The organism is Streptomyces sp. NPDC003635 (assembly GCF_053587635.1).
Genome location: NZ_JBSFOK010000002.1, coordinates 219,082 through 243,495 on the forward strand (window position 1 = coordinate 219,082; position 24,414 = coordinate 243,495).

A 24,414-nucleotide genomic window follows, 5' to 3' on the forward strand; every position below is an offset into this window, starting at 1 on the left:
ACCCCGACAACACCATCCGTCGCACACATCACGAGGGAGCCGCCTGATGTCCGACTTCGTACCCGGACTCGAAGGAGTCGTCGCGTTCGAGACGGAGATCGCCGAACCCGACAAGGAGGGCGGCGCGCTCAGGTACCGGGGCGTCGACATCGAGGATCTCGTCGGCCACGTCTCGTTCGGCAACGTCTGGGGCCTGCTCGTCGACGGGGCCTTCAATCCCGGCCTGCCGCCCGCCGAGCCGTTCCCGATCCCGGTCCACTCCGGTGACATCCGCGTCGACGTACAGTCCGCGCTCGCGATGCTGGCCCCCGTGTGGGGCCTGAAACCGCTGCTGGACATCGACGCCGAACAGGCCCGCGACGACCTCGCGCGGGCGGCCGTCATGGCCCTGTCCTACGTCGCCCAGTCCGCGCGCGGGCAGGGGCTGCCGATGGTCCCGCAGCGCGAGATCGACAAGGCGCAGTCCGTCGTCGAGCGGTTCATGATCCGCTGGCGGGGCGAGCCGGACCCGAAGCATGTCGCGGCGGTCGACGCGTACTGGACGAGCGCGGCGGAGCACGGCATGAACGCGTCCACGTTCACCGCACGGGTCATCGCGTCCACGGGCGCGGACGTGGCGGCGGCCCTCTCCGGCGCCGTGGGAGCCATGTCCGGCCCGCTGCACGGCGGCGCCCCCTCGCGCGTCCTGTACATGATCGAGGAGATCGAGCGCACCGGGGACGCCGAGGCGTACGTGAAGCAGGCCCTGGACCGGGGCGAACGCCTCATGGGCTTCGGCCACCGCGTGTACCGCGCCGAGGACCCCCGCGCCCGCGTCCTGCGTCGCACGGCCCGCGAACTGGGCGCACCGCGCTTCGAGGTCGCCGAGGCCCTGGAGAAGGCGGCCCTGGCGGAACTCCACGCCCGGCGCCCCGACCGGGTCCTGGCCACGAACGTCGAGTTCTGGGCGGCGATCGTCCTGGACTTCGCCGAGGTCCCCGCCCACATGTTCACCTCGATGTTCACCTGCGCCCGCACGGCGGGCTGGTCGGCCCACATCCTGGAACAGAAGCGCACCGGCCGCCTGGTGCGCCCCTCGGCCCGCTACATCGGCCCCGGCTCCCGCGACCCGCGCGAGATCGAGGGCTACGGAGACATCGCCCACTGATCCCCTGCGGCGCAACGCAGACGACCCGCGAGCTCGGGTTCCCCCGCCTCAGGGCGGAGGAGCCGGCCGGACGTACCGGCGAGCTCGCGGGTCGGGTGACTGCCTGGGATTGGGCCGGCTGCACGCAAAGGTCACGCGCGGGTCCGGCACCGCACTGATGTGGTGACGGGCCGCTAGCCCGCAGCCACCTCACGCGTCCGGTTTCCATACATCTGCCGAACCACCTCCCTTCTCGTGTGCCCCACACACTAGGAACCCCTCGCGACGGGTTCAACCTCTTTTTTTGGTTGACCCCCGTGCCTCCTGGGGAGGTAGCCGATGTGGATGATCTTCGTATCGTCGTGGCCGACGGGAACCGCAGGCTCGAGGAGTGGCGGGCCGTGCACAACCGGATCGTGCCGCCCGATGAGCTGAGTGCCGACGAGGTGCGGGAGCGCAGTGGGCGGTATCGGCTGGAGAACGTCTATCTCGGGGACGTGCTCGTCGGGTGCTCCACCGTGCGGCCGCCGGACGGCACGGACGGGGTGGCCACCGTCATCGCGCGCGTGCTGCCCGAGTACCGCCGGCGCGGCTTCGGGGGCGCGCTGTACGAGCACTGTCTCGCGTATGCCCTCGGGCTGGGGGCACGCGAGGTGCGGACCGTTGTTCTCGAGGCCAATGGTGACGGGGTGCGGTTCGCCGAGGCGCGGGGGTTCGCCGAGGTCGAGCGGTATGTGGCGCCCGAGGACGAGGCCGAGGTCTGGATCACGATGCGGCTCGAGCGGGCAGTGGTATGACGTCTCCGGCGGGCAACGATTCCTCGAAATCTTGCGGGAACCTGATGTGTGCTGCGTCACGTTCGAGTTGAATGATTGTTAGTGGGCGAACCGCCGCACCGTACGCGTGCGGACGCAGCTTGGCAGGGGGTCCAGGTGAGTGCTTCCCGGCGTAGTGGGACCACCGACGAGCTGGGGCCGGACGAGCCCGAGCGGGCCGGTCCCGAGGGCACCGGCGGCTCCGATCTGCTCGCCGCCCTGCTGGACGGGATGGACGCGGCCCTGTGCGCCTTCGACGCCGGCGGGGTCGTCACCCACTGGAACCGTGAGGCCGAGCGGATTCTCGGGTGGACCGCCGAGGAGGCGGTCGGGCGGCACGGGTTCGCCGGGTGGGCCGTGCGCAGTGCCGACGCCGAGGAGGTCGAGGGGCGGCTCATGTCCGCCATGGACGCCCCCGGGCGGCAGGTGCACGAGTTCGCGCTGCTCACCAAGGACGGGGGGCGGGTGCTCGTACGGACCCAGTCCGCCGCCGTACGCGGGCCTGACGGCAAGCCCGCCGGGGTGTACTGCGCCTTCAGCGAGGTGCACGCGCAGATCGACCTGGAGCGGTCCATCGCGCTGAGCGAGGCCCTGTTCGAGGACGCCTCCTGGGGTGTCGTGCTCGTCGACGCCGATCTGCGGCCCGCCGTCGTCAACGCGCACGCCGCTCGGGCCTTGGGGATCGGGCGCACGGCCGTCCTGGGGCGTCCGCTCGGGGAGCTGCTCGCCCAGGGTGTCGAGGAGCTGGAGAGCGCCCTCACCCATGTCCTCGCCGAGGGCGCGCCGCCCGCGCCCGCCGAGATCTGGGTCAGCGTGCGCACCCCCGAGGGCGAGCAGCGGCGCTGCTGGCGCTGCGGCTTCGTCCGGCTGGCGTCCCCGCTCGCCGAGGAGCCCGTGCCGCTCGGCGTGGGCTGGCTCTTCCAGGACGTGACCGAGGCCAAGCAGGGCGAGCAGGAGGCGTCGCTGCTGCGGTTCCGGACCAACCAGACGCACCGGGCCGGCCGGGCCGCGGCGGAGTGCGAGGACCCGGCGGAGGCGGCCACCGTCCACCTGGACTTCGCGCTGGCCGGATTCGCCGACCACGCGCTGCTCGACCGTGTCGCGGGCGGCTCGCTCGGTGACGCGGACGCGGCCGCTCCGGTCCGCCTGGTCCGTATCGCCGCCACCCCCTCCGGCGCCCCCGGCCCCAGCCTGCCCACCGGCGAGGCGGGCCTGCCGGTCCGCTACTCGGAGGGTCACCCGGCGCTGCAGTGCGTGGCGCGCGCCGGATCGGTCCGGGCCAGCGTGGGCACGGTCCCGGCGGAACAGGCCCGCCTGTGGGCCCAGGCCCGCCAGTGGCCGCCCGAGTCGGTGCACGCCCTGTGCGCGGTGCTCAGGAGCCGGGGCCGGACGCTGGGCGTCGTGACGTTCCTGCGGGGAGGGGGCCGCAGCCCCTTCGAGCGGTCGGACGCGACGTACGCGGAGGACGTGGCGGCCCGGATCGCGACCGCTCTGGACCTGGCGGACCCGCGCTAGGGGACGGTCGTCGCCCGGGGGCTCACCGCCGGTAGAAGATCCGGTCTCCGTACTCCTCCAGCACCCGCCCGTTCCACTCGTGGCCGCCGTCCACGTTGCCCGAGCGCAGCAGGGGCGGCTCGATGCCGCGGTCGGCCAGGGCGCTGGCCGCCGTGGCCATGACGGCCTGGAGGAGGGCCGAGGTGACGACGGTGGACGCGGGAGCGAAGGGCGCCGGCACGGTGTCCAGGGTCAGCTCGGCGTCCCCGACCGCGATCTTGGAGTCGAGGACGAGATCGCAGTGGTCCTTCAGATACGTCCCGGAGACGTGCCGTGACTTCGTCTCGGAGGCGTATGCCACGGACGTCACCCCGATGACCTTCGCGCCCAGCGCGCGGGCGTTCATCGCCATCTCCACCGGCAGCGCGTTCCGCCCGGACAGCGAGACGATCACCAGCGCGTCCCCCGCGCGGAGCGGCGAGGTGTCCAGGACGGCCGCCGCGAGACCGTCGACCCGCTCCAGGGCGGAGCCCAGCGTGGCCGGCATCACGTCGACCCCGACGACTCCCGGTACCGCCAGCAGATTCATCAGGGCCAGGCCGCCCGCGCGGTAGACGACGTCCTGCGCGGCCAGCGAGGAGTGCCCGGCCCCGAAGGCGAACAGCCGCCCGCCGTCGGCGACGGTGTCGGCGAGCAGCGTGCCGGCCGCCTCGATGCGCTCGGCCTCCTCGTCGCGGACCCGCTGGAGCAGCCCGATCGCGGCGTCGAAGAACTGGCCGGCCAGCTTGCGGTCGCTCATGCGCGGGGCCCCTTTGCCATGCGGTGTCTGTCCGGGCGACGGTGTCTGTGTCGCGGATCACCGTGCGGTCTGGACCAGTGCGCTGTCAATACGGCGGCCGCGGGGGTGCGGCGGACCGCGGGCGCCCGGGCGCGGGGCGCCGTACGCCCCTGCGCGTACCCGCGCGCGCACCTGTACAGGTGCGAAACCCCCTCGTTTCAACGGCGCGGCACGGTTGTCAGCGCTATGCGTCAGAATTGAAGCCAGGGCCAGCGCACGCGCCGCGAAGCTGTCGCGCTTCCGGCAGATCTCATCGAGGGGCACGTATGTCCGGACTGATCGACACCACGGAGATGTATCTCCGCACCATCCTCGAGCTGGAAGAGGAAGGGGTGGTCCCCATGCGTGCCCGGATCGCCGAGCGGCTCGACCAGAGCGGACCGACGGTCAGCCAGACGGTGGCGCGCATGGAGCGTGACGGCCTGGTGTCCGTCGCCACGGATCGGCACCTGGAGCTGACCGACGAGGGTCGCCGGCTGGCCACCCGCGTGATGCGCAAGCACCGGCTCGCCGAGTGCCTGCTCGTCGACGTGATCGGTCTGGAGTGGGAGCAGGTGCACGCGGAGGCCTGTCGTTGGGAGCACGTGATGAGCGAGGCCGTCGAGCGCCGTGTGCTGGAGCTGCTCCGCCACCCCACCGAGTCGCCCTACGGCAACCCCATCCCGGGCCTGGAGGAGCTGGGTGAGAAGGACGGCGCCGACCCCTTCCTGGACGAGGGCATGGTGTCGCTGGCCGAGCTGGACCCGGGGACCGAGGGCAAGACCGTGGTCGTGCGCCGGATCGGCGAGCCGATCCAGACGGACGCGCAGCTGATGTACACGCTGCGCCGGGCGGGCGTGCAGCCCGGCTCGGTGGTGAGCGTGACGGAGTCGGCGGGCGGTGTGCTGGTGGGCAGTGGCGGTGAGGCGGCCGAGCTGGAGGCGGAGATCGCCTCGCATGTGTTCGTCGCCAAGCGCTGACGGTTCGGAGCAGCTGACGGTTCGGAGCAGTCGATAGCGGGTAACTCCTGTTGTTTCAGGGGTAGTTGAGGCGACCGTCGCGATCTCGTCGTTTCCAAGATTCAGTCCGCCGAATCGCAGCGCTCCGGCGCTGCGCGTGCAAGGCTGTCGCGTGAGGCATATGACTTGAGGGGGCGGAGTATGTGCCGCAGACGTGTGGAGGGCCCCGGCGCCCTGCGGCGCCGGGGCCTGTCCTCCCCTGTTCTGACCCGGAGCCCCGAGCTCCCAGGGTCATTCCCCTCGGACCGTTTTCCCCGAGCGGTCCGCCTCCCGTTGAAGATCTCCCCTCGACCGCGGCGGTCAATCCTTGGGGGAGGTCACTCGAATGAGGGGTGTTGCCCGCCGAGACGGCATTTTCGAATAGGGGTTCGATAACCTGCGAGTGACGGGTCGCGCGAGACGTGCGCTGCAGATGTATGTACGGACGTCACGCGGGACACAGGGATCACCACACCACGCGAGGCTCGCGTGACCGACGCAAGGGCACGGCAGGCGGAGCTAGGGGGGTGCCAGGACCTATGGCGCGGCGTATCGACGTGACCGGGAAGGGCGGGGTACGCCTCGCGGCCTGGGAGTTCGGCGACCCACCCAAGACCGACCGGCCTCCCGCCGCCGACCCCGAGCCGGGGCACGGTGTGCTGTTACTGCACGGGCTGATGGGCCGTGCCTCGCACTGGGCGCCCACGGCCCGCTGGCTCTCCGAACGGCATCGCGCGGTCGCCCTGGACCAGCGCGGGCACGGGCGCAGCGACAAGCCCACCGAGGCCGCCTTCACCCGTGAGGCGTATGTGGAGGACGCGGAGGCCGCCCTGGAGCAGCTGGGCCTCGGCCCGGCCGTCCTGATCGGCCACGCGATGGGCGCGCTGACGGCCTGGCAACTGGCCGCGAAACGGCCCGACCTGGTGTCGGGCTTGATCATTTGTGACATGCGGGCCTCCGCGCTGGGCGCGGCCTCGCAGCGGGAGTGGGCGGACTGGTTCAAGTCCTGGCCGGTCCCTTTCGCGACTCTCGCCGACGTACGCAAGTGGTTCGGCGAGGACGACCCCTGGGTCGAGCGGCCCAACCCCGCGCGGGGGGAGTTCTACGCCGAGGTCATGCAGGAGCACGAGGACGGCTGGCGGCCGGTGTTCGAGCCGGAGCAGATGCTGAAGTCCCGCGAGACCTGGGTGTACGACGCGCACTGGGAGGAGCTGGCCCAGGTGCAGTGCCCGACGCTGGTCGTCCGGGGCCTCGACGGCGAACTGGGCCGGGCCGAGGCGCAGGAGATGGTCCGGGTGCTGCCGAGGGGCGAGTACGCGGAGGTCGCCGAGGCGGGTCACCTGGTGCACTACGACCAGCCGGAGGCCTGGCGGGGTGCGATCGAGCCGTTCCTGGACGCGGTACGGACGATCTGAGGGCCGCCCTACCCCTTGCTCACCGCCGTCAGGATCTCCGGGAGCCTGGCAGCCGTCTGCGGCGCCGCCAGCCTGAGCCCCAGTGCCGTGATCGCCGCCCCGTACGCCGCTCCCACCGGCAGCAGCAGCCAGGTCCATTCGTCGCCGTTCGCCGAGACGTTCAGCCAGATGGTCAGGGCGATGACGGGGGCGCAGATGAGGGCCGCCGCGACCATGCCGCCGAAGATGGAGATCCAGGCCAGGCCCACCTGACCGGGGGCCACGTTCTTGTAGCCCTCCTGCGGGATGGAGTACGGGAAGCGGGCCGAGGTCCAGGCACCGGTCGCCAGCATCGCGCCGAGCAGGGCGAAGGACAGGCCCAGGGCCTCGGGGAGGCGGGCCCAGTCGCCCAGCAGGGCCGCCGTCAGCACGGTCACCAGCGCCGCGTACGGCAGGGTGATCACCAGCAGGGCCAGGGCACGCGCGCGTAGTTCGACGTACGCCTCCCGCGGGGTCGAGATCGTCATCGCGACCATCCAGAACGCGGAGGTGTCCTGGCCGAACTGGTTGTACATCTGGATCCCGATCATCCCCGCCGCGAAACAGGCGAAGTAGATCGAGCCGGTGCCCTGGACGGCGTTGAACACCGGCACGATCAGGCCGATCGCCAGCGAGGTCACCCAGGCCGCCTTGGTCTTCGGGTCGCGCCAGACGTAGCGCAGACTGCGCTCCATGGCCGTCCCCGTGCGCCCCGCGGGCAGCAGCCGGGCGAGGCCCGTGGACTGCCGTACGGACGTCTCGGTGACCGTCTGGAGGGTCGAGCCGTCGGGTTCGGTCATCAGCCGGGTCAGATGACGCGACCATACGGCGATCAGGGCCGCCAGCGCCCCGCCCGTCAGCGCGAGTTGCAGCAGGGCCACGCCGTACGACCCCTCGCTCGCCGCGTCGGCCGCCCCGATCGCCGACGCCGGTGGCACCCAGCGCAGCACGTCCGCCGCCGGGTCGAGCTGTCCCAGCCCGGAGGAACCGAGGCGCTGCGCGCCGAAGTTGACGACCTGCGCGCCGACGGCGATGACCAGACCGCTCAGTACCGCGAGATCACGGCCCTTCCGGCTGGTCAGCAGCCGGATGTTGGCGGCGGCGACGGCCCGCGCGAGGGCCACGCACACCAGCAGCGCCAGCACGACGCCGACGACGCCCACGACGTACGCGATCGCGCCGTGCGCCACCGCGATCACCGAGCCGGCCAGCAGGCAGAGCGTGAACAGGGGGCCGATGCCGACCAGGGAGGCGGCGAGGAGCGCGCGCACCAGGGGGTGCGGGCGCAGGGGGAGCATGACCAGGCGGGTCGGGTCGAGGGTCTCGTCGCCGCCGGGGAAGAACAGCGGCATCACCGCCCAGCCGAGCGCCAGCACCGCGACCAGCAGGACGACGACGGACGCGGCGTGGGCGTGGCCGCGCAGCGCGATCAGGCCGATCAGCTGCAGCGCGGCGAACAGGAGCGTGAAGGCGGCCGAGGCGACGTAGGCGGCGCGGCGGCCGGAGGACTGGCGCAGCCCGTTGCGCAGCAGCGACAGTTTCAGCCGGACCAGCACCGGCGTGATCGTCGGCGCGCTCATCGGGTGCCGCCGCCCAGCCAGTCGAGGTCGGACCCGGCGTCCCGCCCGTGCGCCCCGACCAGTTCCAGGAACGCCTGCTGCAGGGAGGACGCGTCCCCGCGTACGTCGGCCAGGGGGCCGTGTGCCCGGATCCGGCCCGCCGCCATCACGGCGACCCAGTCGCACAGCGATTCGACGAGTTCCATCACGTGGGAGGAGAAGACGACGGTGGCGCCGGAGGCGGTGTACCGCTCGAGGACGCCCCGGATGGTCTGCGCGGAGACCGGGTCGACGCCCTCGAACGGCTCGTCGAGGAAGAGCACTTCGGGGTTGTGGAGGAGAGCGGCGGCGAGCCCGATCTTCTTGCGCATACCGGTCGAGTAGTCGACGACGAGCTTGTGCTGGGCGCCGGCCAGGTCCAGCACGTCGAGCAGCTGCGTGGCCCGCTTGTCGACCTCGGCGCCGGGCAGTCCGCGCAGCCGCCCGGAGTAGGCCAGCAGCTCCCGCCCCGACAGCCGCTCGAACAGCCGCAGCCCCTCCGGCAGCACCCCGATCCGCGCCTTGACCTCCACGGGGTCCCGCCACACGTCATGCCCCACGACCCGAACCGACCCCTGATCGGGCCGCAACAGCCCGGTCACCATGGACAGCGTGGTGGTCTTCCCGGCCCCGTTGGGCCCGACCAGGCCGATGAACTTCCCGGCGGGCAGCTCCAGATCGATCCCGGCGACGGCGATCTGCTGCCCGAACCGCTTCCAGAGACCATGAACGCTTACGGCCGACGTCATGGTGGAACCCTACGGCCGGGCAGCGGACCCAGGGGTGCGAGGAACCGCGCACGTCACCGGTCCCGGCCGCACGCGTAGGCCAGCGGCGAGATCAACTCCTCCGCGTCCGGCAGCCAACGGTTCGCGGGCGTGGGGCGGCACGCCCACTGCACGGCACCGGAGGACCCGTACCGCGTGGGCGGCGCGGCCACGTAGCCGCCCTCGCCCAGCGCGTGCAGGTCGAGCGAGGACGGCGACCATCCGAGCTTGCGGACCAGATCGGGCACCTTCACGGAGGCCCCGGGCAGCACGAAGAAGTGCATCCGGCGATCCGGCGTCAACGTCACGGGACCGAGCGTCAGCTCCATCCGCTCCATCCGGGCCAGCGCCAGGAACCCGGCCGTCTCCGCGACCGAGATCGCGTCGAAGGTACGCCCCGTGGGCAGCAGGATCGACGACAGCGGCTGCTTGGACCACATCCGGCGGGCGACCGTCGCACTGCCCGTCGCCTGCGTTCCCCAGTCCGCCCGAGCGGGATGCGCCCCCGGCGCACCGCACGAGCCGTCGCCGCACGAGCAGCGCTGCACCCCGTCGACGGCTTCCAGCCAGGTGCCGGGGAACACGTCCCAGTGGCGCTCCTCGGCGTAGCGAACGGCGGTCTCCAGCAGCGATTCCCCACGCTGCTTCGGAATCTGAGCGGCTTCAGTGCTCGCGATGGTCTCTTCCACGAACATCACAACTCCCGCGTCCACCTCGGGTTACGCCTGAAGCGCGCGCGGGGGAGGAGCATCGATTCCGCAACTGGGGCGCATGGGTGCACGTGTGGGGGCGCGCGGGAGGATCCGTGGCAGGAGCTGGGTAGCCACGAATGGGGTCGGCTTCCGCCTTTACCCCGGCAATCCTCACATGCCTCGCATTTTCGTTATGTCCGCGGGGCATTGATCTTCACGGCCGGATCTTTTCGGTGAGACAGCCGGATCTCCAGGGGGTACGCCAATGGCCGCAAGGCCGCTCGTCGCGCGGCAGCCGAACGAACGGTTGCAGGCGCTCATCCAGGAAGCGGGTTGCTCGAACGCCGGGCTGGCCCGCCGGGTCAACATGTGCGGCGCCGAGCACGGCCTCGACCTGCGCTACGACAAGACGTCCGTGGCCCGTTGGCTGCGGGGACAGCAGCCGCGCGGACGCGCCCCGGCGATCATCGCCGAGGCACTCGGCCGCAAACTCGGCCGCACGGTCACGATCGACGAGATCGGCATGGCCAACGGCAAGAACCTCGCCTCCGGTGTCGGGCTCCAGTTCTCGCCGACCGTACTGGGCGCCATCGAGCAGGTCTGTGAGCTGTGGCGCAGTGACGTGGGCCGCCGGGACTTCCTGTCCGGCTCCTCCGTCGCCGCCTCCGCGCTCGTCGAGCCCAGCCGGGACTGGCTGATCTCGGCGCCCGACTCCCAGGTCGCGCGCGCGGCCGGCCCGCGTGTGGGCACGTCCGACGTGGCGGCCGTGAAGGCGATGACGCAGGCGCTGGTCGACCTGGACCACCAGTACGGCAGCGGGCATGTGCGCCCGGTCGTCGTGCACTACCTCAACAGCGTCGTCTCGGGGCTGCTCGCCGGGTCCTACCGGGAGGCCGTGGGACGCGAACTGTTCGCGGCGGTCGCCCGGTTGACCGAGCTGGCCGGCTACATGGCCGTCGACACCGGCCAACCCGGGCTGGCCCAGCGGTACTACATCCAGGCCCTGCGGCTCGCCCAGGCGGCCGGGGACCGCGGATACGGCGGTTACGTCCTCGCCGCGTCCATGAGCCATCTGGCGGCGCAGCTCGGAAACCCGCGCGAGATCGCGCAGCTGGCGCGGGCGGCGCAGGAGGGGGCGCGGGGGCGCGTCACCCCGCGCGCGGAGGCGATGTTCTACGCGGCCGAGGCCCGTGGACACGCGCTCATGGGCGACGTACGGGCCACTCAGTCGGCGTCCGGGCGGGCGGTGAGCGCGCTGGAGGCGGCGGATCCGGCGACCGGGGACGACCCGGCGTGGATCGCGCACTTCGACGAGGCCTATCTGGCCGACGAGTTGGCGCACTGCCTTCGCGACCTCGGCCAGGCCGAGGCGGCGGCGCGGCGCGCGGAGGAGTCCCTCGCCGGGCTGCCGGAGACGAAGGCGCGGCGGCGGGCGATCGGCTATGTGCTCCTCGCCACGGCCCAGGTGCAGCAACGCGAGGTCGAACAGGCCTGCCACACCGGCCTGAAGGCCGTGGAGCTGCTGGAGACGCTGCGCTCCAACCGGGGCGCCGAGTACCTGGAGGACTTCCAGCAACGTCTCGATCCGTACCGGGAGGAGCCCGTGGTACGTGAGTTCGGGGCCCGGCTGGAACTCCAGGCGGCGGCGTGAACGGACGGTCCACGCAGGCGTGAAGACCAGGGAAACACCGGCGCCGACGGCGAAAGGAGGGCATGAAGAGCGAATGGGGGCCGGATCTGTTACGGCGGTCACAGGGACCCGGGTCACGCCTTGAGCTGCGTGGCACGTGCCTCGCGTGACCCGGTAGCGTGAGCCGACGATTCCGAAGGTCCCCCATTCGTAGGAGTCCCGGTGACGCAGAGTGGACAGGGCGAGGAGCCCTCGGCGCGGCCCGCGCGCGAAGGCATCGTGCTGCCCTCCGACGGAGGCGAGCCCCTGCTCCCGGGCATGACGGGCGGCCACGGCGGCCCCCAGCACCCCGCCCCCACGACCCCGCCGCCCGCCCCGGCGGCCGGTCAGGCCTGGAGCGGCTCCTGGGGCCCCGACCAGCCGCAGGCCCCGGCGGCCCCGGCTCAGGGGCAGGGCTGGACGCCCCCGCCCGCGCAGCCCTGGGACGCCCCGGCGTCCCAGCCCCTGCCCCCGGAGGGCGCCCCGGCACCGTCGTACGGCGGTCAGCAGCAGTACGGCGGCCAGGACTACGGCACCCCGTCCCAGGGATACGGCACCCATGCCGCCCCGGCGTACGGCACCCCGCAGGCCGCTGCCTACGGGGACGAGGGCGCCACCCAGTACCTGCCGCCGGTCGCGGACGACGGCGCCACGCAGTACATCCCGCCGGTCGCCGACGACGGCGCGACCCAGTTCATACCGCCGGTCGGCGGTAGGGCCCTGCCGCCCGAGGTAACCCCGGAGGCGCCCGGCGAGAGCACCACGGTGCTGGGACGGGTCCGGCCGAACGCCGCGCAGAACCCCGTACCGCACCCCGTGCGGAACTCCGCGCCGAACCCGGACGCCGAGGCCACGCAGTTCATCGCGCCCGTACCGGCGGGCGACGGCGAGCGGCAGCCGCCCGCCGAGTTCGACAGCCTCTTCCGCAGCGCCCCGGGCGACTCCCCGGCCGGGGCCACCCAGCAGCTCCCGCGCTTCCAGCAGCCGCAGCCCCAGCCGCGGCAGTACGGCGGCTCCCAGCAGCCGCCGGTCATTGCGAGGCGGGAGTCGTACGACGACGAGGACCGTCGCCGCGGCGGCCGTACCGGATCCCGGGTGCCGCTGTTCGCCGCCGTGGGCGTGGCCATCGCCGTCGTCGGGATCGGTGCCGGCGCGCTGATGGCCAATGGCGGCGGGGACGACGGGGGTGACGACAACAAGACCGTCGCCGCCACGGCCCCGGCGAGCCCGTCGGCGTCCGCCTCGCCGTCCGCCGACCCGGCCGAGGCGCAGGCCGTGGAGCTGGACAAGCTGCTGGCCGACAGCGGCGACAGCCGGACCATGGTCATCAACGCGGTGGCCGACGTGAAGGCCTGCACCAACCTCACCCAGGCCGCGAAGGACCTGCGGGACGCGGCCAAGCAGCGCACCGACCTGGTGACGGAGCTGGGCACCCTGTCCGTGGACAAGCTGCCGCAGAACACCGAGCTGACCGGCGCCCTCACCAAGGCCTGGCAGGCGTCCGCGTCGGCGGACGACCACTACGCGGCCTGGGCCGACCAGGTGGCCAAGCGCAAGGGCGCGATGTGCAAGAAGGGCCAGGCCCGCAGCACCCCGCAGACCGTGGCCGGCAACACGGCCAGCGGGACGGCGAGCACCGAGAAGGCCAAGGCCGCGGGCCTGTGGAACTCGATCGCGAAGACCTACGGCCTGACCGAGCGCCAGCCGACCCAGCTGTAGGCCCCTCGCGGGACGGTCAGCCCAGCAGGTCGGCCTGCTGAAGGGTCTTCGTCACATCGATGAAGCCCTTCCGGGCCGAGACCAGCCGGCCGTCCCGTACGACCTGGAGGGTCACGTCGGCGTTGACCAGCTGAGGGAGGCCGACCGAGGCGAGGGACTCGGAGTACTCCCAGTTCAGCTTGGGCGTGAGCCCGCCCGTGCTGATCTCCAGGCCGTCGTCCAGGGCGCGGCGGATCGAGCGGGCGTTCACCTCGGCGTCGCCGATGGAGTCGACCACGGCCTTGAAGACGGTGTAGGCGATCCAGGTGGTCTGCACTCCGGCGTCCGCGGGGTCGATGCGGTTGTCGCCGAAGGCGTGCGCGCTGATCACCTTCTTCATCTCGTCCCAGCGCTGGTCGCTGGCGACGGGATACCAGCCGGTGATGTACGCGCCCTCGTACGGTCCGGACTTGCCGCCGGAGGCGTCGATCACGGTCTGGTCGACGCTGCCCAGCACGGTCGCCGTGCGCACGTCGGGGAACTCCTCGCGGCCACGCCGGAAGGAGTCCATGAAGGTGCTGGTGCGGTCCCCGAGGGCGGGCACCACGCAGCCCGGGCTCGCCGGGTCGGTGCTGGTGTATTCGAGTGCCCGCTCCGACTGCGCCGAGTACTCGGTGGCGTCCTCCGCCGCCAGCTGGTCGCCCGCGTCGGTGTGGCCGCCCGCGGAGAGACCGGAGTTCAGCAGCGGGGGCAGCTCGTCGCCCGCGATGCTGTCGGGCCGTACGAGGGCGACCGGACCGCAGGTCTCGGCGAGCTCCCGGCCGAGGCCGGCCAGCAGACTGGGCTGGCCGCCGTTGACCGGGTAGGACAGCGGGCTGGTGAACTCGGCGCCGGTGACGCCGTAGCCGCCTATGTAGGGGATGCCCGCGCTCTCCAGCGTGGGGAAGAACGAGTCGGCGTACTGGCTGTAGGAGCCGACCACGGCCACCACGTTCTCGTCGACGGCGCGCTCGGCGCACTTCGCCGCGGAGACGCTGTCGTTGTGGTCGTTGCAGTTCAGCACCCGGAGCTTGCGGCCGTTCAGACCGCCCTGGGAGTTGATCCAGCGGGCGTAGGCCAGCGCGAGCGCGGGCATGCCGGGCTTGTTGGTGGCGCTCGTGTCCTGGGGTGCCCAGGTCATGACGGTGATCGGATCGTCCCCGGCGCCCCCCGAGACACCGGGGATGACCCCGCAACCGACGGCGAGCGATGCGCACGCGACCAGGGCCGCCGCTTTGCTCGCGGTGGCTCTGACGGGTCGGGTGAGCATGGGGAGGTGGATATTGCGGTTGCGCCGCCTGCCGGTCATGGACACGCACGATTCCGTCACATCGCTAACCAGGGAGCGATCCAAGGGCAACAGAAGGTGACGGCGAGGTGAATTGAGGGGGTGCCTGGGCCTCGTTCGGGCGGGAACGTACGATCGATGACCGTGCAAGGTTCGGAGAACTCTTCCCGTCGCGGCCGTCGCTCATCCACCATGGGCGGCATGCCACTGAACGACATGCCGTGGTGGCGCTGGCGCAGCAATGTGCGCTCCGCGCTGCACATGCTCTCCGACCCCGGGTTCCAGCGCGACGTCTGGCTCGCCGGTGTCGACGGCTACGGAGACGTCACCGATGCCGTGTACCGCCTGGTCGAGGACACCTGGCTGGACAACTGGTCCGCCGAGAAGTACGTCGGCACGATCTTCCGGGACTCGCAGGAGGCGGCGCTCGTCGACACCGCCGTGCTCCGGGTGCTGCGGATCATGCACCAGGTCGGGCCCGACGCCCCGGTCGCCGCGTATCTGGAACACCAGGGGTGGCCGGACGCGGTGCGGGCGGCGCGGGACGCGCATGTGCGGATGGCGGCGAGTGACGGGGACGACCCGGACACGCCTCCGCGCACGCTGGAGGTGCTGCGGATCATGACGAGGTCCGCGTAGCGGTTCGGCGGGCGGTCCGTCTGCCGGGACGGCCGTGATCGAGGGGCGCCGTCTGTGGGACCCTGTGGTGCATGAACGAGCAGTCCAACCGAGCCGCGGTCCCCACCGACCAGTACGTCCTCACCCTGTCCTGCCCCGACAAGCAGGGCATCGTGCACGCCGTGTCGAGCTACCTCTTCATGACCGGCTGCAACATCGAGGACAGCCAGCAGTTCGGCGACCACGACACGGGTCTGTTCTTCATGCGCGTCCACTTCTCGGCGGAGGCGCCGGTGACGGTGGAGAAGCTGCGGGCGAGCTTCGCGGCGATCGGTGACTCCTTCCAGATGGACTGGCAGATCAACCGGGCCGACGAGAAGATGCGCATCGTCCTGATGGTCTCCAAGTTCGGGCACTGCCTGAACGACCTGCTGTTCCGCGCCCGGATCGGGGCGCTGCCGGTGGAGATCGCGGCGGTGGTCTCCAACCACATGGACTTCGCCGAGCTGGTGGGGTCGTACAACATCCCCTTCCACCACATCCCGGTGACGAAGGACACGAAGTCGCAGGCCGAGGCGCGGCTGCTGGAGATCGTGCGCGAGCAGAACGTCGAGCTGGTGGTGCTCGCGCGCTACATGCAGGTGCTCTCCGACGACCTGTGCAAGCAGCTCAGCGGCCGGATCATCAACATCCACCACTCCTTCCTGCCGAGCTTCAAGGGCGCGAAGCCGTACCACCAGGCGCACACACGGGGCGTGAAGCTGATCGGTGCGACGGCGCACTACGTCACCGCGGACCTCGACGAGGGACCGATCATCGAGCAGGAGGTCGAGCGGGTGGGGCACGACGTCACGCCGGACCAGCTTGTCGCGGTCGGCCGGGACGTGGAGTGCCAGGCGCTGGCGCGGGCCGTGAAGTGGCATGCGGAGCGCCGGATTCTGCTGAACGGGCGGCGGACGGTCGTTTTCGCCTAACAGCTCGGGTCCGTCGGTCTTCGGGCGACTGCGCGACCTGCCCCCACCGGGCCCGCGGTCGCCGGCGAATCCCCGGCCAGCCCCTACATCCGGCTCAACGCGGCCACCGAGAACAGCACGTCCTTGATGGCCTCCCGGTCGCCCACCTGCCCCGCGGCCGCCTCCGTCGGCGAGACGTGACCCGCGGCCAGCTGGCAGAACTCCACGCCGTCCAGCGCCACGTGCGCCACCTCGTGCTCCTTCGAGCCCACCGTGCCCGGTGAGTCCAGCGGGATCAGCCACTCGCCCCCGCCCGACCCCTCGATCTCCAGCCGCACGCTCCGGCCGGGCCCGCCGGCCAGGCCGAGGTGGCGGCCGTGCGCGGGGGCCGCGAGCCCGTCCTGCCGGCGCCGCGCCAGCGCGACCGGCAGCATCCGGGCGGCGAGGTCGACCATGTCGTGCAGATACCGGCCCGACGGCGGCTCGTACGGATAGTCCACGGCCTCCGCGATGTCACTCGCGTGCACCCAGCACTCGAACGCCCGGTCCAGCAGCGCGTCGTGCAGCGGCAGCTCGAAATCGCCGTAGGAGACCGGCATTCCGCCCGCCTGGCCGCCGGTGAAGGACGCCGTGCGGACCAGGTCGTGGCTCTGTTCCCGCCAGGGTGCGCGGACCGAGCGGGTGGGCGGGAAGTGCGAGGCGCGCCAGTAGGCCTCCGTTCTGGAGGACGGGGTGGGCCGGTCCGCCGGGACGTCGCCGAGCGGGTCGTCCAGGCCGAGCGCGACCGCCACGAGGCCGTCGACGGTCAGCAGATGGGCGATCACCCCGGCGACCGTCGTACGGCGGCTCGTCGCCTCGTCGGCCCGGAACCACCGCAGCCGCACGGGCGCGTGCCACTCCGCGTCCCCGAAGTCCTGGAGCAGCGCGTCCAGACGCGCGGTCTCGGCGTCGTACGCCGCCGCCCAGCCGGGGACCGGGATGCGCGGCGGGCGGCGCTCCAGGCAGCTCTCCAGGACCCGGGTGCGCAGCGCGGGGTCGAGGTCGAGGCTCTCGGCGCGGTGCAGCAGGCCCACGGCCTCGCGCAGCCGCAGCGCCTCGTCGGCGCAGGAGCCGCAGTCGCCGAGGTGCGCCTCGACCGCGAGGGTCTCCTCCGGCGAACAGGCGGCCAGCGCCCACGCCCCGAGCAGTGACTTCAGCACCGGGTGCTCCAGCGTGAGCGGCGCCGGGTCGGTGAGGTCGGGCAGGGGCCGCCCGGTGTCCTCGACGGAGGCCCGGGGCAGCGGTATGCGCGGCGGCTGCTCGGGGCCGCCGCTCGGGCCGTTGCCCCTGCCGCCGCCGTTGCCGTCCCCGGGCCCGTCGGACCCGGTGCCACCGCCGCGGTTCTCGTGCGTGTCCTCGCCCTTCGGCTCGCCCTCGTGATCGTCGAACTCCTCGAACCGACCCGTGTCACTCACACGGCACCCCCGTATCCCGGCGGCGCGCCGGCGTCGTGGGCCGTGGACAGCAGTTGCAGCCCCAGGCGGAGGCGGCGGCGTGCCTCGACCTCCGTGACGCCCAGGTCGGTCGCCGTCTGGCGGTAGTCGCGGCGCTGGAAGTAGGCGTGCTCCAGGGCGGCGCGCAGGGGCAGGGGCATGGCCTGGACGATGTAGTCGGCGCGGGCCGCCACGGACGCGTGCCGCACCTTGCGCTCCAGGTCCTCCGGGGTGCCCTGGTCGCCCTGGGTGAGCGAGGCGCGCAGCCGCTGCACGGCGAGGCGGTGGGTGAGGTTCGCCACCCAGGAGCGCAGCGGGCCCTGCTTGGGGTCGTAGGCGTCGGGGTGCTCCCAGACGTGGGCGAAGACCTCGCGGGTGACGCCGTCGGCGGCGTGCTCGTCGCCCAGGACGGTGTGGGCCAGGCCGTGTACGAGGGAGGCGAACCGGTCGTAGAGCTCGCCGAGGGCGGCCGCCTCACCGCGGGCGAGCCGCTGCTGCATCTTGCGGTCCCAGCGGGGCGGTGCGTCCTTCTTCGCCATGCGGCCCCCTCACCTCACACTGCCTGTGCCCTGGTCAAGCCTGCTCCCACCGTCTCCTCGAATGTAGTCGGCACCTCTGACAGCGCACGCCCCTTTGTCGCAATGTGCGCCCCCTGGAAGGCCGAGGGTGATAGTGAAGCGTCACCTACCCGGCCCAATTCTGATCGAACAAGACCGAAGAGGACTGAAACAAGCCTCTTTACGTTCCTTTCCGTTTCTGGGCCCGTGTTTCAGGGCACAGCCGCTGGGCAGCCGCGCTGCAAGGAAGCGTAGGGACGGCTTCCACTTGCGGGGGGTCCGGCGAGCGAAGGGCATGGCGGTGGCGTTCAAAGTGACCTGCGGGGAGCAGGACGGGTGGGCCGTGCTGCGTGTGTCGGGCGAACTGGACCTGGTGACCTCGCCGGTGCTGCGCCAACGCGTCCACGACGAAGTGGCCAAAGGGCGCCACAGCCTCGTGCTCGACCTGTCCGAGGTCTTCTTCTGCGACTCCAGCGGGGTCGGCGTGCTCATCGCCGCCCGCCGGCTCGTCCGCTCCTGCCGGGGCAGCCTGCGCCTGATCCTGCCCGCCCACGGCGCGGAGGAGGGCTCCCACGTCAACCGCGTCCTCGGCGCCCTCGGTGTCCGCCGTCTGTTCGACGTCCACCCCGACGTGGACTCGGCGACCGACGCGGAGTCAGGCCCGCTGTCGGCGTAGCGGACCGACGCTCTGCCACACCGTTGTCCCAAAATTCCCCCGGTCTTGGCACAACCGTCGCTTTCCCGCGCCGAGGCGGCCCCCGGCGTCGTACGCTCCGTGCCAGACGCATCCCACGTGACGTAAAGGCGGCACGAAAAGACATGGTCAGCAGCGAGTACGAGCGCAAGATCGCCGCCCGGTTCGCCACCTTCGACCAGGACGGCAACGGCTACATCGACCGTGCGGACTTCAACGCGGCGGCCAAGGCGCTGCTCGCGGAGTTCGGTACGGCGGCCCGGTCCGACAAGGGCCAGGCGCTGTACAGCGGCGCCGAGGCGTTCTGGCAGGGCATGGCGGGCATAGCGGACCGGGACGGCGACCAGCGCATCACGCGGGACGAGTTCGTGGGCGGCGCGGTCAAGCGGCTGCGCGACAACCCCGACCGGTTCGCCGAGATCGCCCGGCCCTTCCTGCACGCGGCGCTCGCCGTGGCCGACGCGGACGGCGACGGAGCGGCGACGGTCACCGACACCGTGCGCGTACTGACCGCCTTCGGCGTCCACCCCGACATCGCCCGGGCCGCCGCGGACACGCTCGACGCCGACCACGACGGGCGGGTGGAGGAATCCGAGATCGTGACCGCCTTCGCCCGGTACTTCACGGTCCCCGAGTAGAGCTACTCCACGGGCTTCGCATAGCGCTCCCTGAGCTTGTACTTGAGCACCTTGCGCAGGGTGTCGTTGCGCGGAAGGGCGTCCACCACTTCGAGCCGCTCGGGCAGCTTGTGCACGGACAGCCCTTCCGCGCGGAGATAGTCCGTCACCCGCGTGAGGGTCAATTGCTCCGCTCCCGGCGGCTGTTCCACCACCGCGCAGACGCGTTCCCCGCGCTCGGCGTCCGGCAGCCCGATGACGGCCGCGTCCGCGATCGCCGGATGCCGGTGCAGCAGGTCCTCGATCTCCTTGGCCGAGATGTTCTCGCCCTTGCGGATGATCACGTCCTTGAGCCGTCCGGTGAGCACCAGATGTCCGCCGTCGGTCAGCCGCCCCAGGTCACCGGTGCGCAGGAACCCCTCCGCGTCGAAGGCCTCAGCGGTCTGACCCGGATCCAGGTAGCCCCGGCACACCGCCTCTCCGCGCAGCCGTACCTCCCCTTCCACGATCCGGATCTCCATCCCCTCCGGCGGCCGCCCCTCGGTGGTGGCGAGCAGCTCGGGATCGTCGTCCGGGTCGCCCATGGTGATCATCGGCACCTCCGTCATGCCGTAGCCGTGGGTCAGCTGGACGCCCATCTCCCGGACGACCGCGTGATACAGCTCCGGCGGCTTCGGCGCCCCACCGCCCGCGAGCAGCCGGAGCGTCGGAACCACCTTGGCGCCGGGCCGCTTGCGCTGCTCGGTCAGGAACATCGAGTAGAACGCCGTCGACCCGCCCGCCATCGTCACCCCGTGCCGGCGGTAGTCCTCCAGCGCGTCCGGCAGCGCGAACTGCTCGAACAGCACCGCCGGGAAGCCGTACAGCAGCAGCATCACCATGTAGTCCGGGCCGCCGATGTGGGCGTAGGGAAAGGCGATCGAGCCGACGTCGGTGGCGGTCGGGCGCAGGGCGTGGGCGAGGCAGGAGCCGCCCGCGATGAGCGAACGGTCCGTGTGCAGCACGCCCTTGGGGTCGGAGGTGGTGCCCGAGGTCCAGTAGACCCAGCGCACCGAGGCGCCCTCGGCGGGCGGGGCGGGCAGCTCCCGCGGATCGCCGTCCGGGAGGCGGTCGTACGCCTCGAAGACGCCCTTCGCGCCGAGCCGTCGCGCCATCTCCGTGTGGTCGAAGCCGCGCCAGGTGCCCGGTACGGCGAAGTACTCGGCCCTGGACTCGCGCAGCGCGAAACCCACCTCGCGGTCGCGGTAGAAGGGGATGACCGGCGACTGCACGGCGCCCAGGCGGGCCAGGGCGAAGGAGAGCACGGCGGTCTCGATCCGGGTGGGCAGTTGCCAGGCGACGACCGTGCCCGGGCGCACGCCCCTGGCGTACAGGCCGGCCGCCACTCGTTCGGCACGCGCGCGCAGCTCGCCGAAGCTCAGGCAGCGGTCGCCCTGGAGGAGGACGGGCCGGTCCGGGGTGAGGTCGGCGCGGCGGGCGAGCAGGTCCCACAGGGTCCGGGCGGAGCTCAGGTCGGTTGCGGTGTCGGTCACGGCGACGGCTCCCTTTGCTGACGGTGCGTCAGATATGGGCTGAGCGTAGGACTCGCCGCCTTGTCGGTCCAGAGGAGCGGGGCTAGCCTGAACTGACGGATCGTCAGACAGGTGGCCACCGTATGGACCTCGCGTACACGCCCGAGGAGGAGGAGTTCCGGGCACGCCTGAGGCAGTGGCTCGGCGAGGTCCTGCCGACGCTGCCCCCGGCCCCCGCGCCCTCCGACTGGCCCGGTCGTCGTGCCTACGACCTCGGCTGGCAGCGCATGCTCCACGACGCCGGGTACGCCGACGTCCACTGGGACGCCTCCCCGACCCTGCGTCTGATCTACCTGGAGGAGACCGAACGCGCGGGCGCGCCCTATGTGGGCGCCAACTTCGTCGGCCTCCTCCACGCGGGCCCCACCATCGCCGCCGAGGGCAGCCCGCGGCAGCGGGCGCGCTGGCTGCCGCCGATCCTGCGTGGCGCGGAGGTCTGGTGTCAGGGCTTCAGCGAACCCGGCGCGGGCTCGGACCTCGCGGCGCTGCGCACGCGCGCGTGGCGCGACGGCGACGACTATGTGGTCACCGGCTCCAAGATCTGGACCTCGCACGCCGAAGTCGCCGACTGGTGCGAGCTGTTGGTGCGCACGGACCCTTCGGCGCCCAAGCACCGCGGGATCACCTGGCTCGCGATGCCCATGGACGCCCCGGGCGTCACCGTACGGCCGCTGCGGACCCTCGCCGGGTCCACCGAGTTCGCCGAGGTGTTCCTGGACGAGGTGCGGGTGCCGGTCGCGAACCGGGTCGGCGCGGAGAACGACGGCTGGCGCGTGACAATGGTGACCCTGTCGTTCGAGCGGGGTACGGCCTTCGTCGGCGAGGTGGTGGGCTGCCGCCGTGTGCTGCGCGAACTCGCCACCCAGGCCCGCAAGAACGGCCGCTGGGACGACCCGGTGCTACGGCGTCGGCTCGGCCGGCTGAACGCCGAGTTCCGCGCGCTGTGGCGGCTCACGCAGTGGAACGTGAGCGAGGCCTCGGTGAACGGGGTGCCGGGCGTCGGCGGTTCGGTCTTCAAACTGAGGTACTCGCACGCGCGGCAGGAGCTCTACGACGCCGCCGCCGACGTCCTCGGGCCCGACGCCCTCGATCTCGACCGGCCCTGGGTGCTCGACCGGCTCTCGTCGCTGTCGTACACCATCGCGGCGGGCACCTCGCAGATCCAGCGGAACATCGTGGCCGAACGGATTCTGGGGCTGCCGAAGGGGCGGTGAGCGTGCGCGTTCGCGTGCGGGCGGGACAGCGGGCGTCGCGGGCCCGACGGCTGGGACGGACGAGAGGGCGGTGACGGTATGCGTTTCCAACTGACCGGTGACCAGCGGGCCTTGAAGGCGGGCATGCGGGAGCTGTTGGACCGGCGCTTCGGTGCCGACGTGTTGCGGGCCGCTGTGGAGGAGCCGCGGCTGGACCGGGGACTGTGGCGGGAGCTGGGTGAGACGGGCTTCTTCGCGCTGCGGCTGCCCGAGGCGGACGGCGGCGTCGGACTCGGGCTGCCGGAGGCCGTGTTGGCCTTCGAGGAGGCGGGACGGGCGCTGCTGCCGGGGCCGTTGGCCGCCACGCACCTCGCGGCGGGCGTAGTGCCGGGCGCGGCGAGCGGCGAGATGGTCGTGACGGTGGTGGACGCCGGCCTGGTGGAGTGGCTGACGCAGGCCGACGTGGTCCTCGGGGACGCCGCCGGGGCCGTACCCCTGCGGTCGGCGGATCCGCTGACGCCGCTGCACCGCACGTCCGGGGCCGCGGGCCCGGCGGATCCCCTCGCCGTGCTGCTCACCGCAGCCGAGCAACTCGGGACCGCCACGCGCGCGTGCGAGCTGGCCGTGCAACACGCCCGGACCCGCGAGCAGTTCGGCCGGCCGGTCGGGGGCTTCCAGGCGGTCAAGCATCTGTGCGCCGACCTGCTGGTGCGGGCGGAGACGGCCCGTGCCGCCGTGTACGCCGCCGCCGTGACCGAGGACCCCGCCGAGATCGCGGCGGCCCGGCTGCTGGCCGACGAGGCCGCCGTACGCGGTGCGCGTGACTGCCTCCAGGTGCACGGCGGCATGGGCTTCACCTGGGAGTGCGAGGTGCATCTGCACCTGAAGCGGGCGTGGGCGCGGGCACAGCGTGCCGGTGGCGGGACGGAGAGCGAGGAACTGCTCGCGGCCGAGTTGGTCGCCTGAGCGGCGAAAAGGGCTTCTGGGCTGCGGAACCCGGACTTCCGGCCGCATTGGTGTCGCGGATTGTGGCACACCGGAACTACGGAGCGTTGATATCGGGTTGTGTCCTAGGTGTGACTCGTCACGGCCCGGAGTCAGGGCCTCGCTCCGGTACCTTGTGTGGGATGCGAGTGGTTCCGAGCACGAGCCATGCCGGAGTGGCCCTTGAGGCGGCTCCGGATCCGGCGATGCGCGCCGGTTCTCGCAGGGCGGGCGCGGTTTCGTCCTCCGCCTGTTCGACTCCCCGTCAAGAGCGTCGCACAGTATCCCGCACGGGTACTCCTTCGCGCTGGAATATGCCCGAAGCGCTTGTTGGGGTGACTGTACGTCAACCATGCTATCCCGTAAGGGATTCACGTTCCGTGACCCTGGCTCCGGCCATTGTTCTGGTCATGCAAAAAATGGCTACGATCGTGGCCCTCGTGAGGCGCGGGGCTATGAGTCCGCCGGTTCGGATGGTGTGAGCGGTGCAGGTGCTTCAAGTGCAGCTGGAGATCCGGCCCGACCCCGCTGAGGTGGGGCGAGCCCGGAGGTGGGCTCGCTCGCGGCTCGCCGGATCCGGGATAGAGGCCGACGAGTCGCTGTCGGAGACCCTGATCCTGCTCGTGTCCGAACTGGTCACCAACGCCGTGGTGCACACCGGCTGCCCCGCCGTGCTGCGGCTGTTCCTGCCCGGGGTCCCGGCCGACGCCGAGCCGGTCACCGTCCGGCTGGAAGTGGTTGACGCCAGCGGCCGGGCCCCGGTGCCGCGTTGCGCGGGCGGCGGGGAGACCGGTGGCCGCGGCCTCGCCCTCGTCGACGGCCTCGCCGACCGCTGGGGCTGGATGCCCGACGGGCCCGGCAAGCGCATCTGGTGCGAACTCGACCGCTGCGCCGGAGGGCGCGAACCCGCGGTGGCCTACGGCGGCGGCGCCTTCGAAGGGTTCGCCTACGAGGCCGTGTGAAGCGGGTCCGCCCGCCTCGTAAGTCGCCGCACGTGCCACGCGTTCGCGGGGGGCAGTGCGCCCGCGATGTACACCTCGACGTGACGGCCCCGGTCCCTTGCGCCGGACGCTGCGCGGTGCGCCGGGACATGCTTCAGCGTGCGCCTGCCGCATATAGGGCATAAGTAATAAATCCGCGAACAGGTGTTGACGACTCGTGTCCGTTTGATCACGCTTGTGGTCAGCGATTCGCCGCGAGGGGACGACGAGGGCTTCGGTGACGGGAGCCCTCGACGAGTGTGGGTCGTGATTCGGCGCCGGCTCCCTCAGGGCCCGAGGAACAGCCGGGGCGGGTGCGCCGGAGTGGGATGGCGGTGCGC

At 72.0% G+C, this 24,414-nt stretch carries 22 protein-coding genes; 14 read left to right on the forward strand and 8 right to left on the reverse strand.

The window, feature by feature from the left end; all coding sequences use genetic code 11:
* Positions 1-46 precede the first annotated feature (46 nt).
* The 3 genes from ACWDRW_RS03035 to ACWDRW_RS03045 all read left to right on the forward strand — a co-directional run bounded on the left by ACWDRW_RS03035 (position 47) and on the right by ACWDRW_RS03045 (position 3,456).
* Positions 47-1,147: a citrate synthase 2 gene (locus ACWDRW_RS03035; RefSeq protein WP_451719204.1), complete on the forward strand. Its 1,101-nt coding sequence runs from the start codon at positions 47-49 to the stop codon at positions 1,145-1,147.
* 320 nt (positions 1,148-1,467) lie between these two features.
* On the forward strand, positions 1,468-1,923 hold the full coding sequence (locus tag ACWDRW_RS03040) for a GNAT family N-acetyltransferase (protein WP_451719207.1): 456 nt from the start codon (positions 1,468-1,470) through the stop codon (positions 1,921-1,923).
* Between the two features lie 135 nt (positions 1,924-2,058).
* Positions 2,059-3,456, forward strand: coding sequence for a PAS domain-containing protein (locus ACWDRW_RS03045; RefSeq protein ID WP_451719210.1), 1,398 nt, complete (start codon positions 2,059-2,061; stop codon positions 3,454-3,456).
* Positions 3,457-3,478: 22 nt separating this feature from the next.
* On the opposite strand, the gene ACWDRW_RS03050 is transcribed toward ACWDRW_RS03045, so the two are convergent.
* On the reverse strand, positions 3,479-4,234 hold the full coding sequence (locus tag ACWDRW_RS03050; protein WP_451719213.1) for an SIS domain-containing protein: 756 nt from the start codon (positions 4,232-4,234) through the stop codon (positions 3,479-3,481).
* Between the two features lie 305 nt (positions 4,235-4,539).
* Here ACWDRW_RS03050 and ACWDRW_RS03055 point away from each other — a divergent pair, with 305 nt between their 5' ends.
* Positions 4,540-5,232 carry a metal-dependent transcriptional regulator gene (locus ACWDRW_RS03055; RefSeq protein WP_451719216.1) on the forward strand — a complete coding sequence of 231 codons (693 nt, stop codon included), beginning with the start codon at positions 4,540-4,542 and terminating at the stop codon, positions 5,230-5,232.
* 557 nt (positions 5,233-5,789) lie between these two features.
* Positions 5,790-6,665 (forward strand): alpha/beta fold hydrolase, encoded by an 876-nt coding sequence (locus ACWDRW_RS03060; RefSeq protein WP_451719219.1) that lies wholly within the window; start codon positions 5,790-5,792, stop codon positions 6,663-6,665.
* 8 nt (positions 6,666-6,673) lie between these two features.
* Here ACWDRW_RS03060 and ACWDRW_RS03065 read toward each other — a convergent pair whose 3' ends face one another.
* Genes ACWDRW_RS03065 through ACWDRW_RS03075 form a run of 3 tightly spaced genes read right to left on the reverse strand, consistent with a single transcriptional unit; the run spans position 6,674 to position 9,743 of the window.
* On the reverse strand, positions 6,674-8,263 hold the full coding sequence (locus ACWDRW_RS03065; RefSeq protein ID WP_451719222.1) for a transporter: 1,590 nt from the start codon (positions 8,261-8,263) through the stop codon (positions 6,674-6,676).
* On the reverse strand, positions 8,260-9,030 hold the full coding sequence (locus tag ACWDRW_RS03070; RefSeq protein ID WP_451719225.1) for an ABC transporter ATP-binding protein: 771 nt from the start codon (positions 9,028-9,030) through the stop codon (positions 8,260-8,262). Before ACWDRW_RS03070 ends, ACWDRW_RS03065 begins: the two co-directional genes overlap by 4 nt.
* 53 nt (positions 9,031-9,083) lie before the next feature.
* Entirely contained in the window at positions 9,084-9,743 is a 660-nt protein-coding gene (locus tag ACWDRW_RS03075; RefSeq protein ID WP_451719228.1) for a bifunctional DNA primase/polymerase, read from the reverse strand.
* 262 nt (positions 9,744-10,005) lie between these two features.
* Here ACWDRW_RS03075 and ACWDRW_RS03080 point away from each other — a divergent pair, with 262 nt between their 5' ends.
* Together ACWDRW_RS03080 and ACWDRW_RS03085 are read left to right on the forward strand one after the other, a co-directional pair.
* Entirely contained in the window at positions 10,006-11,391 is a 1,386-nt protein-coding gene (locus ACWDRW_RS03080; protein ID WP_451719231.1) for a transcriptional regulator, read from the forward strand.
* A gap of 201 nt (positions 11,392-11,592) precedes the next feature.
* Positions 11,593-13,128: a hypothetical protein gene (locus ACWDRW_RS03085; RefSeq protein ID WP_451719233.1), complete on the forward strand. Its 1,536-nt coding sequence runs from the start codon at positions 11,593-11,595 to the stop codon at positions 13,126-13,128.
* Between the two features lie 16 nt (positions 13,129-13,144).
* Here the strand turns inward: ACWDRW_RS03085 and ACWDRW_RS03090 are convergent, their stop codons facing one another.
* Complete coding sequence (locus tag ACWDRW_RS03090; RefSeq protein WP_451719236.1) at positions 13,145-14,455, reverse strand: ABC transporter substrate-binding protein; 1,311 nt, start codon at positions 14,453-14,455, stop codon at positions 13,145-13,147.
* A 117-nt stretch (positions 14,456-14,572) separates the two neighbouring features.
* On the opposite strand from ACWDRW_RS03090, the gene ACWDRW_RS03095 reads away from it, so the two are divergent.
* Both ACWDRW_RS03095 and purU read left to right on the forward strand, forming a co-directional pair.
* Positions 14,573-15,073, forward strand: a complete 501-nt coding sequence (locus ACWDRW_RS03095; RefSeq protein WP_451719239.1) for an SCO4402 family protein — start codon at positions 14,573-14,575, stop codon at positions 15,071-15,073.
* 71 nt (positions 15,074-15,144) lie between these two features.
* A complete protein-coding gene (gene purU, locus ACWDRW_RS03100) occupies positions 15,145-16,026 on the forward strand; it encodes a formyltetrahydrofolate deformylase (protein ID WP_451719241.1) in 882 nt (293 codons plus the stop codon).
* 83 nt (positions 16,027-16,109) lie between these two features.
* On the opposite strand, the gene ACWDRW_RS03105 is transcribed toward purU, so the two are convergent.
* On the reverse strand, positions 16,110-17,459 hold the full coding sequence (locus tag ACWDRW_RS03105; RefSeq protein WP_451719244.1) for a maleylpyruvate isomerase N-terminal domain-containing protein: 1,350 nt from the start codon (positions 17,457-17,459) through the stop codon (positions 16,110-16,112).
* Entirely contained in the window at positions 17,456-18,016 is a 561-nt protein-coding gene (locus ACWDRW_RS03110; protein ID WP_451719247.1) for a sigma-70 family RNA polymerase sigma factor, read from the reverse strand. The genes ACWDRW_RS03105 and ACWDRW_RS03110 overlap by 4 nt, the downstream gene beginning before the upstream one ends.
* Positions 18,017-18,329: 313 nt before the next feature.
* Between ACWDRW_RS03110 and ACWDRW_RS03115 the strand changes: the two genes are divergently transcribed.
* Positions 18,330-18,710 carry an STAS domain-containing protein gene (locus ACWDRW_RS03115; RefSeq protein WP_451719250.1) on the forward strand — a complete coding sequence of 127 codons (381 nt, stop codon included), beginning with the start codon at positions 18,330-18,332 and terminating at the stop codon, positions 18,708-18,710.
* Positions 18,711-18,853: 143 nt separating this feature from the next.
* Complete coding sequence (locus tag ACWDRW_RS03120; RefSeq protein WP_451719253.1) at positions 18,854-19,366, forward strand: EF-hand domain-containing protein; 513 nt, start codon at positions 18,854-18,856, stop codon at positions 19,364-19,366.
* Between the two features lie 2 nt (positions 19,367-19,368).
* Here ACWDRW_RS03120 and ACWDRW_RS03125 read toward each other — a convergent pair whose 3' ends face one another.
* Positions 19,369-20,877, reverse strand: a complete 1,509-nt coding sequence (locus tag ACWDRW_RS03125; protein WP_451719255.1) for a class I adenylate-forming enzyme family protein — start codon at positions 20,875-20,877, stop codon at positions 19,369-19,371.
* A 122-nt stretch (positions 20,878-20,999) separates the two neighbouring features.
* Here ACWDRW_RS03125 and ACWDRW_RS03130 point away from each other — a divergent pair, with 122 nt between their 5' ends.
* From ACWDRW_RS03130 to ACWDRW_RS03140, 3 genes are all read left to right on the forward strand, one after another.
* Entirely contained in the window at positions 21,000-22,130 is a 1,131-nt protein-coding gene (locus ACWDRW_RS03130) for an acyl-CoA dehydrogenase family protein (protein WP_451719258.1), read from the forward strand.
* A gap of 78 nt (positions 22,131-22,208) precedes the next feature.
* Positions 22,209-23,075, forward strand: coding sequence for an acyl-CoA dehydrogenase family protein (locus ACWDRW_RS03135; RefSeq protein ID WP_451719261.1), 867 nt, complete (start codon positions 22,209-22,211; stop codon positions 23,073-23,075).
* Between the two features lie 518 nt (positions 23,076-23,593).
* A complete protein-coding gene (locus ACWDRW_RS03140) occupies positions 23,594-24,055 on the forward strand; it encodes an ATP-binding protein (protein ID WP_451719566.1) in 462 nt (153 codons plus the stop codon).
* Positions 24,056-24,414: the final 359 nt, after the last annotated feature.

Bases quoted from the DNA above. Each gene is read 5' to 3' on its own strand.
- purU (WP_451719241.1), top strand. From the start codon at position 15,145: ATGAACGAGCAGTCCAACCGAGCCGCGGTCCCCACCGACCAGTACGTC.
- ACWDRW_RS03135 (WP_451719261.1), top strand. From the start codon at position 22,209: ATGCGTTTCCAACTGACCGGTGACCAGCGGGCCTTGAAGGCGGGCATG.
- ACWDRW_RS03080 (WP_451719231.1), top strand. From the start codon at position 10,006: ATGGCCGCAAGGCCGCTCGTCGCGCGGCAGCCGAACGAACGGTTGCAG.
- ACWDRW_RS03035 (WP_451719204.1), top strand. From the start codon at position 47: ATGTCCGACTTCGTACCCGGACTCGAAGGAGTCGTCGCGTTCGAGACG.
- ACWDRW_RS03060 (WP_451719219.1), top strand. From the start codon at position 5,790: ATGGCGCGGCGTATCGACGTGACCGGGAAGGGCGGGGTACGCCTCGCG.
- ACWDRW_RS03110 (WP_451719247.1), bottom strand. From the start codon at position 18,016: ATGGCGAAGAAGGACGCACCGCCCCGCTGGGACCGCAAGATGCAGCAG.
- ACWDRW_RS03090 (WP_451719236.1), bottom strand. From the start codon at position 14,455: ATGACCGGCAGGCGGCGCAACCGCAATATCCACCTCCCCATGCTCACC.
- ACWDRW_RS03075 (WP_451719228.1), bottom strand. From the start codon at position 9,743: ATGTTCGTGGAAGAGACCATCGCGAGCACTGAAGCCGCTCAGATTCCG.
- ACWDRW_RS03070 (WP_451719225.1), bottom strand. From the start codon at position 9,030: ATGACGTCGGCCGTAAGCGTTCATGGTCTCTGGAAGCGGTTCGGGCAG.
- ACWDRW_RS03065 (WP_451719222.1), bottom strand. From the start codon at position 8,263: ATGAGCGCGCCGACGATCACGCCGGTGCTGGTCCGGCTGAAACTGTCG.
- ACWDRW_RS03095 (WP_451719239.1), top strand. From the start codon at position 14,573: ATGACCGTGCAAGGTTCGGAGAACTCTTCCCGTCGCGGCCGTCGCTCA.
- ACWDRW_RS03130 (WP_451719258.1), top strand. From the start codon at position 21,000: ATGGACCTCGCGTACACGCCCGAGGAGGAGGAGTTCCGGGCACGCCTG.
- ACWDRW_RS03115 (WP_451719250.1), top strand. From the start codon at position 18,330: ATGGCGGTGGCGTTCAAAGTGACCTGCGGGGAGCAGGACGGGTGGGCC.
- ACWDRW_RS03120 (WP_451719253.1), top strand. From the start codon at position 18,854: ATGGTCAGCAGCGAGTACGAGCGCAAGATCGCCGCCCGGTTCGCCACC.
- ACWDRW_RS03050 (WP_451719213.1), bottom strand. From the start codon at position 4,234: ATGAGCGACCGCAAGCTGGCCGGCCAGTTCTTCGACGCCGCGATCGGG.
- ACWDRW_RS03055 (WP_451719216.1), top strand. From the start codon at position 4,540: ATGTCCGGACTGATCGACACCACGGAGATGTATCTCCGCACCATCCTC.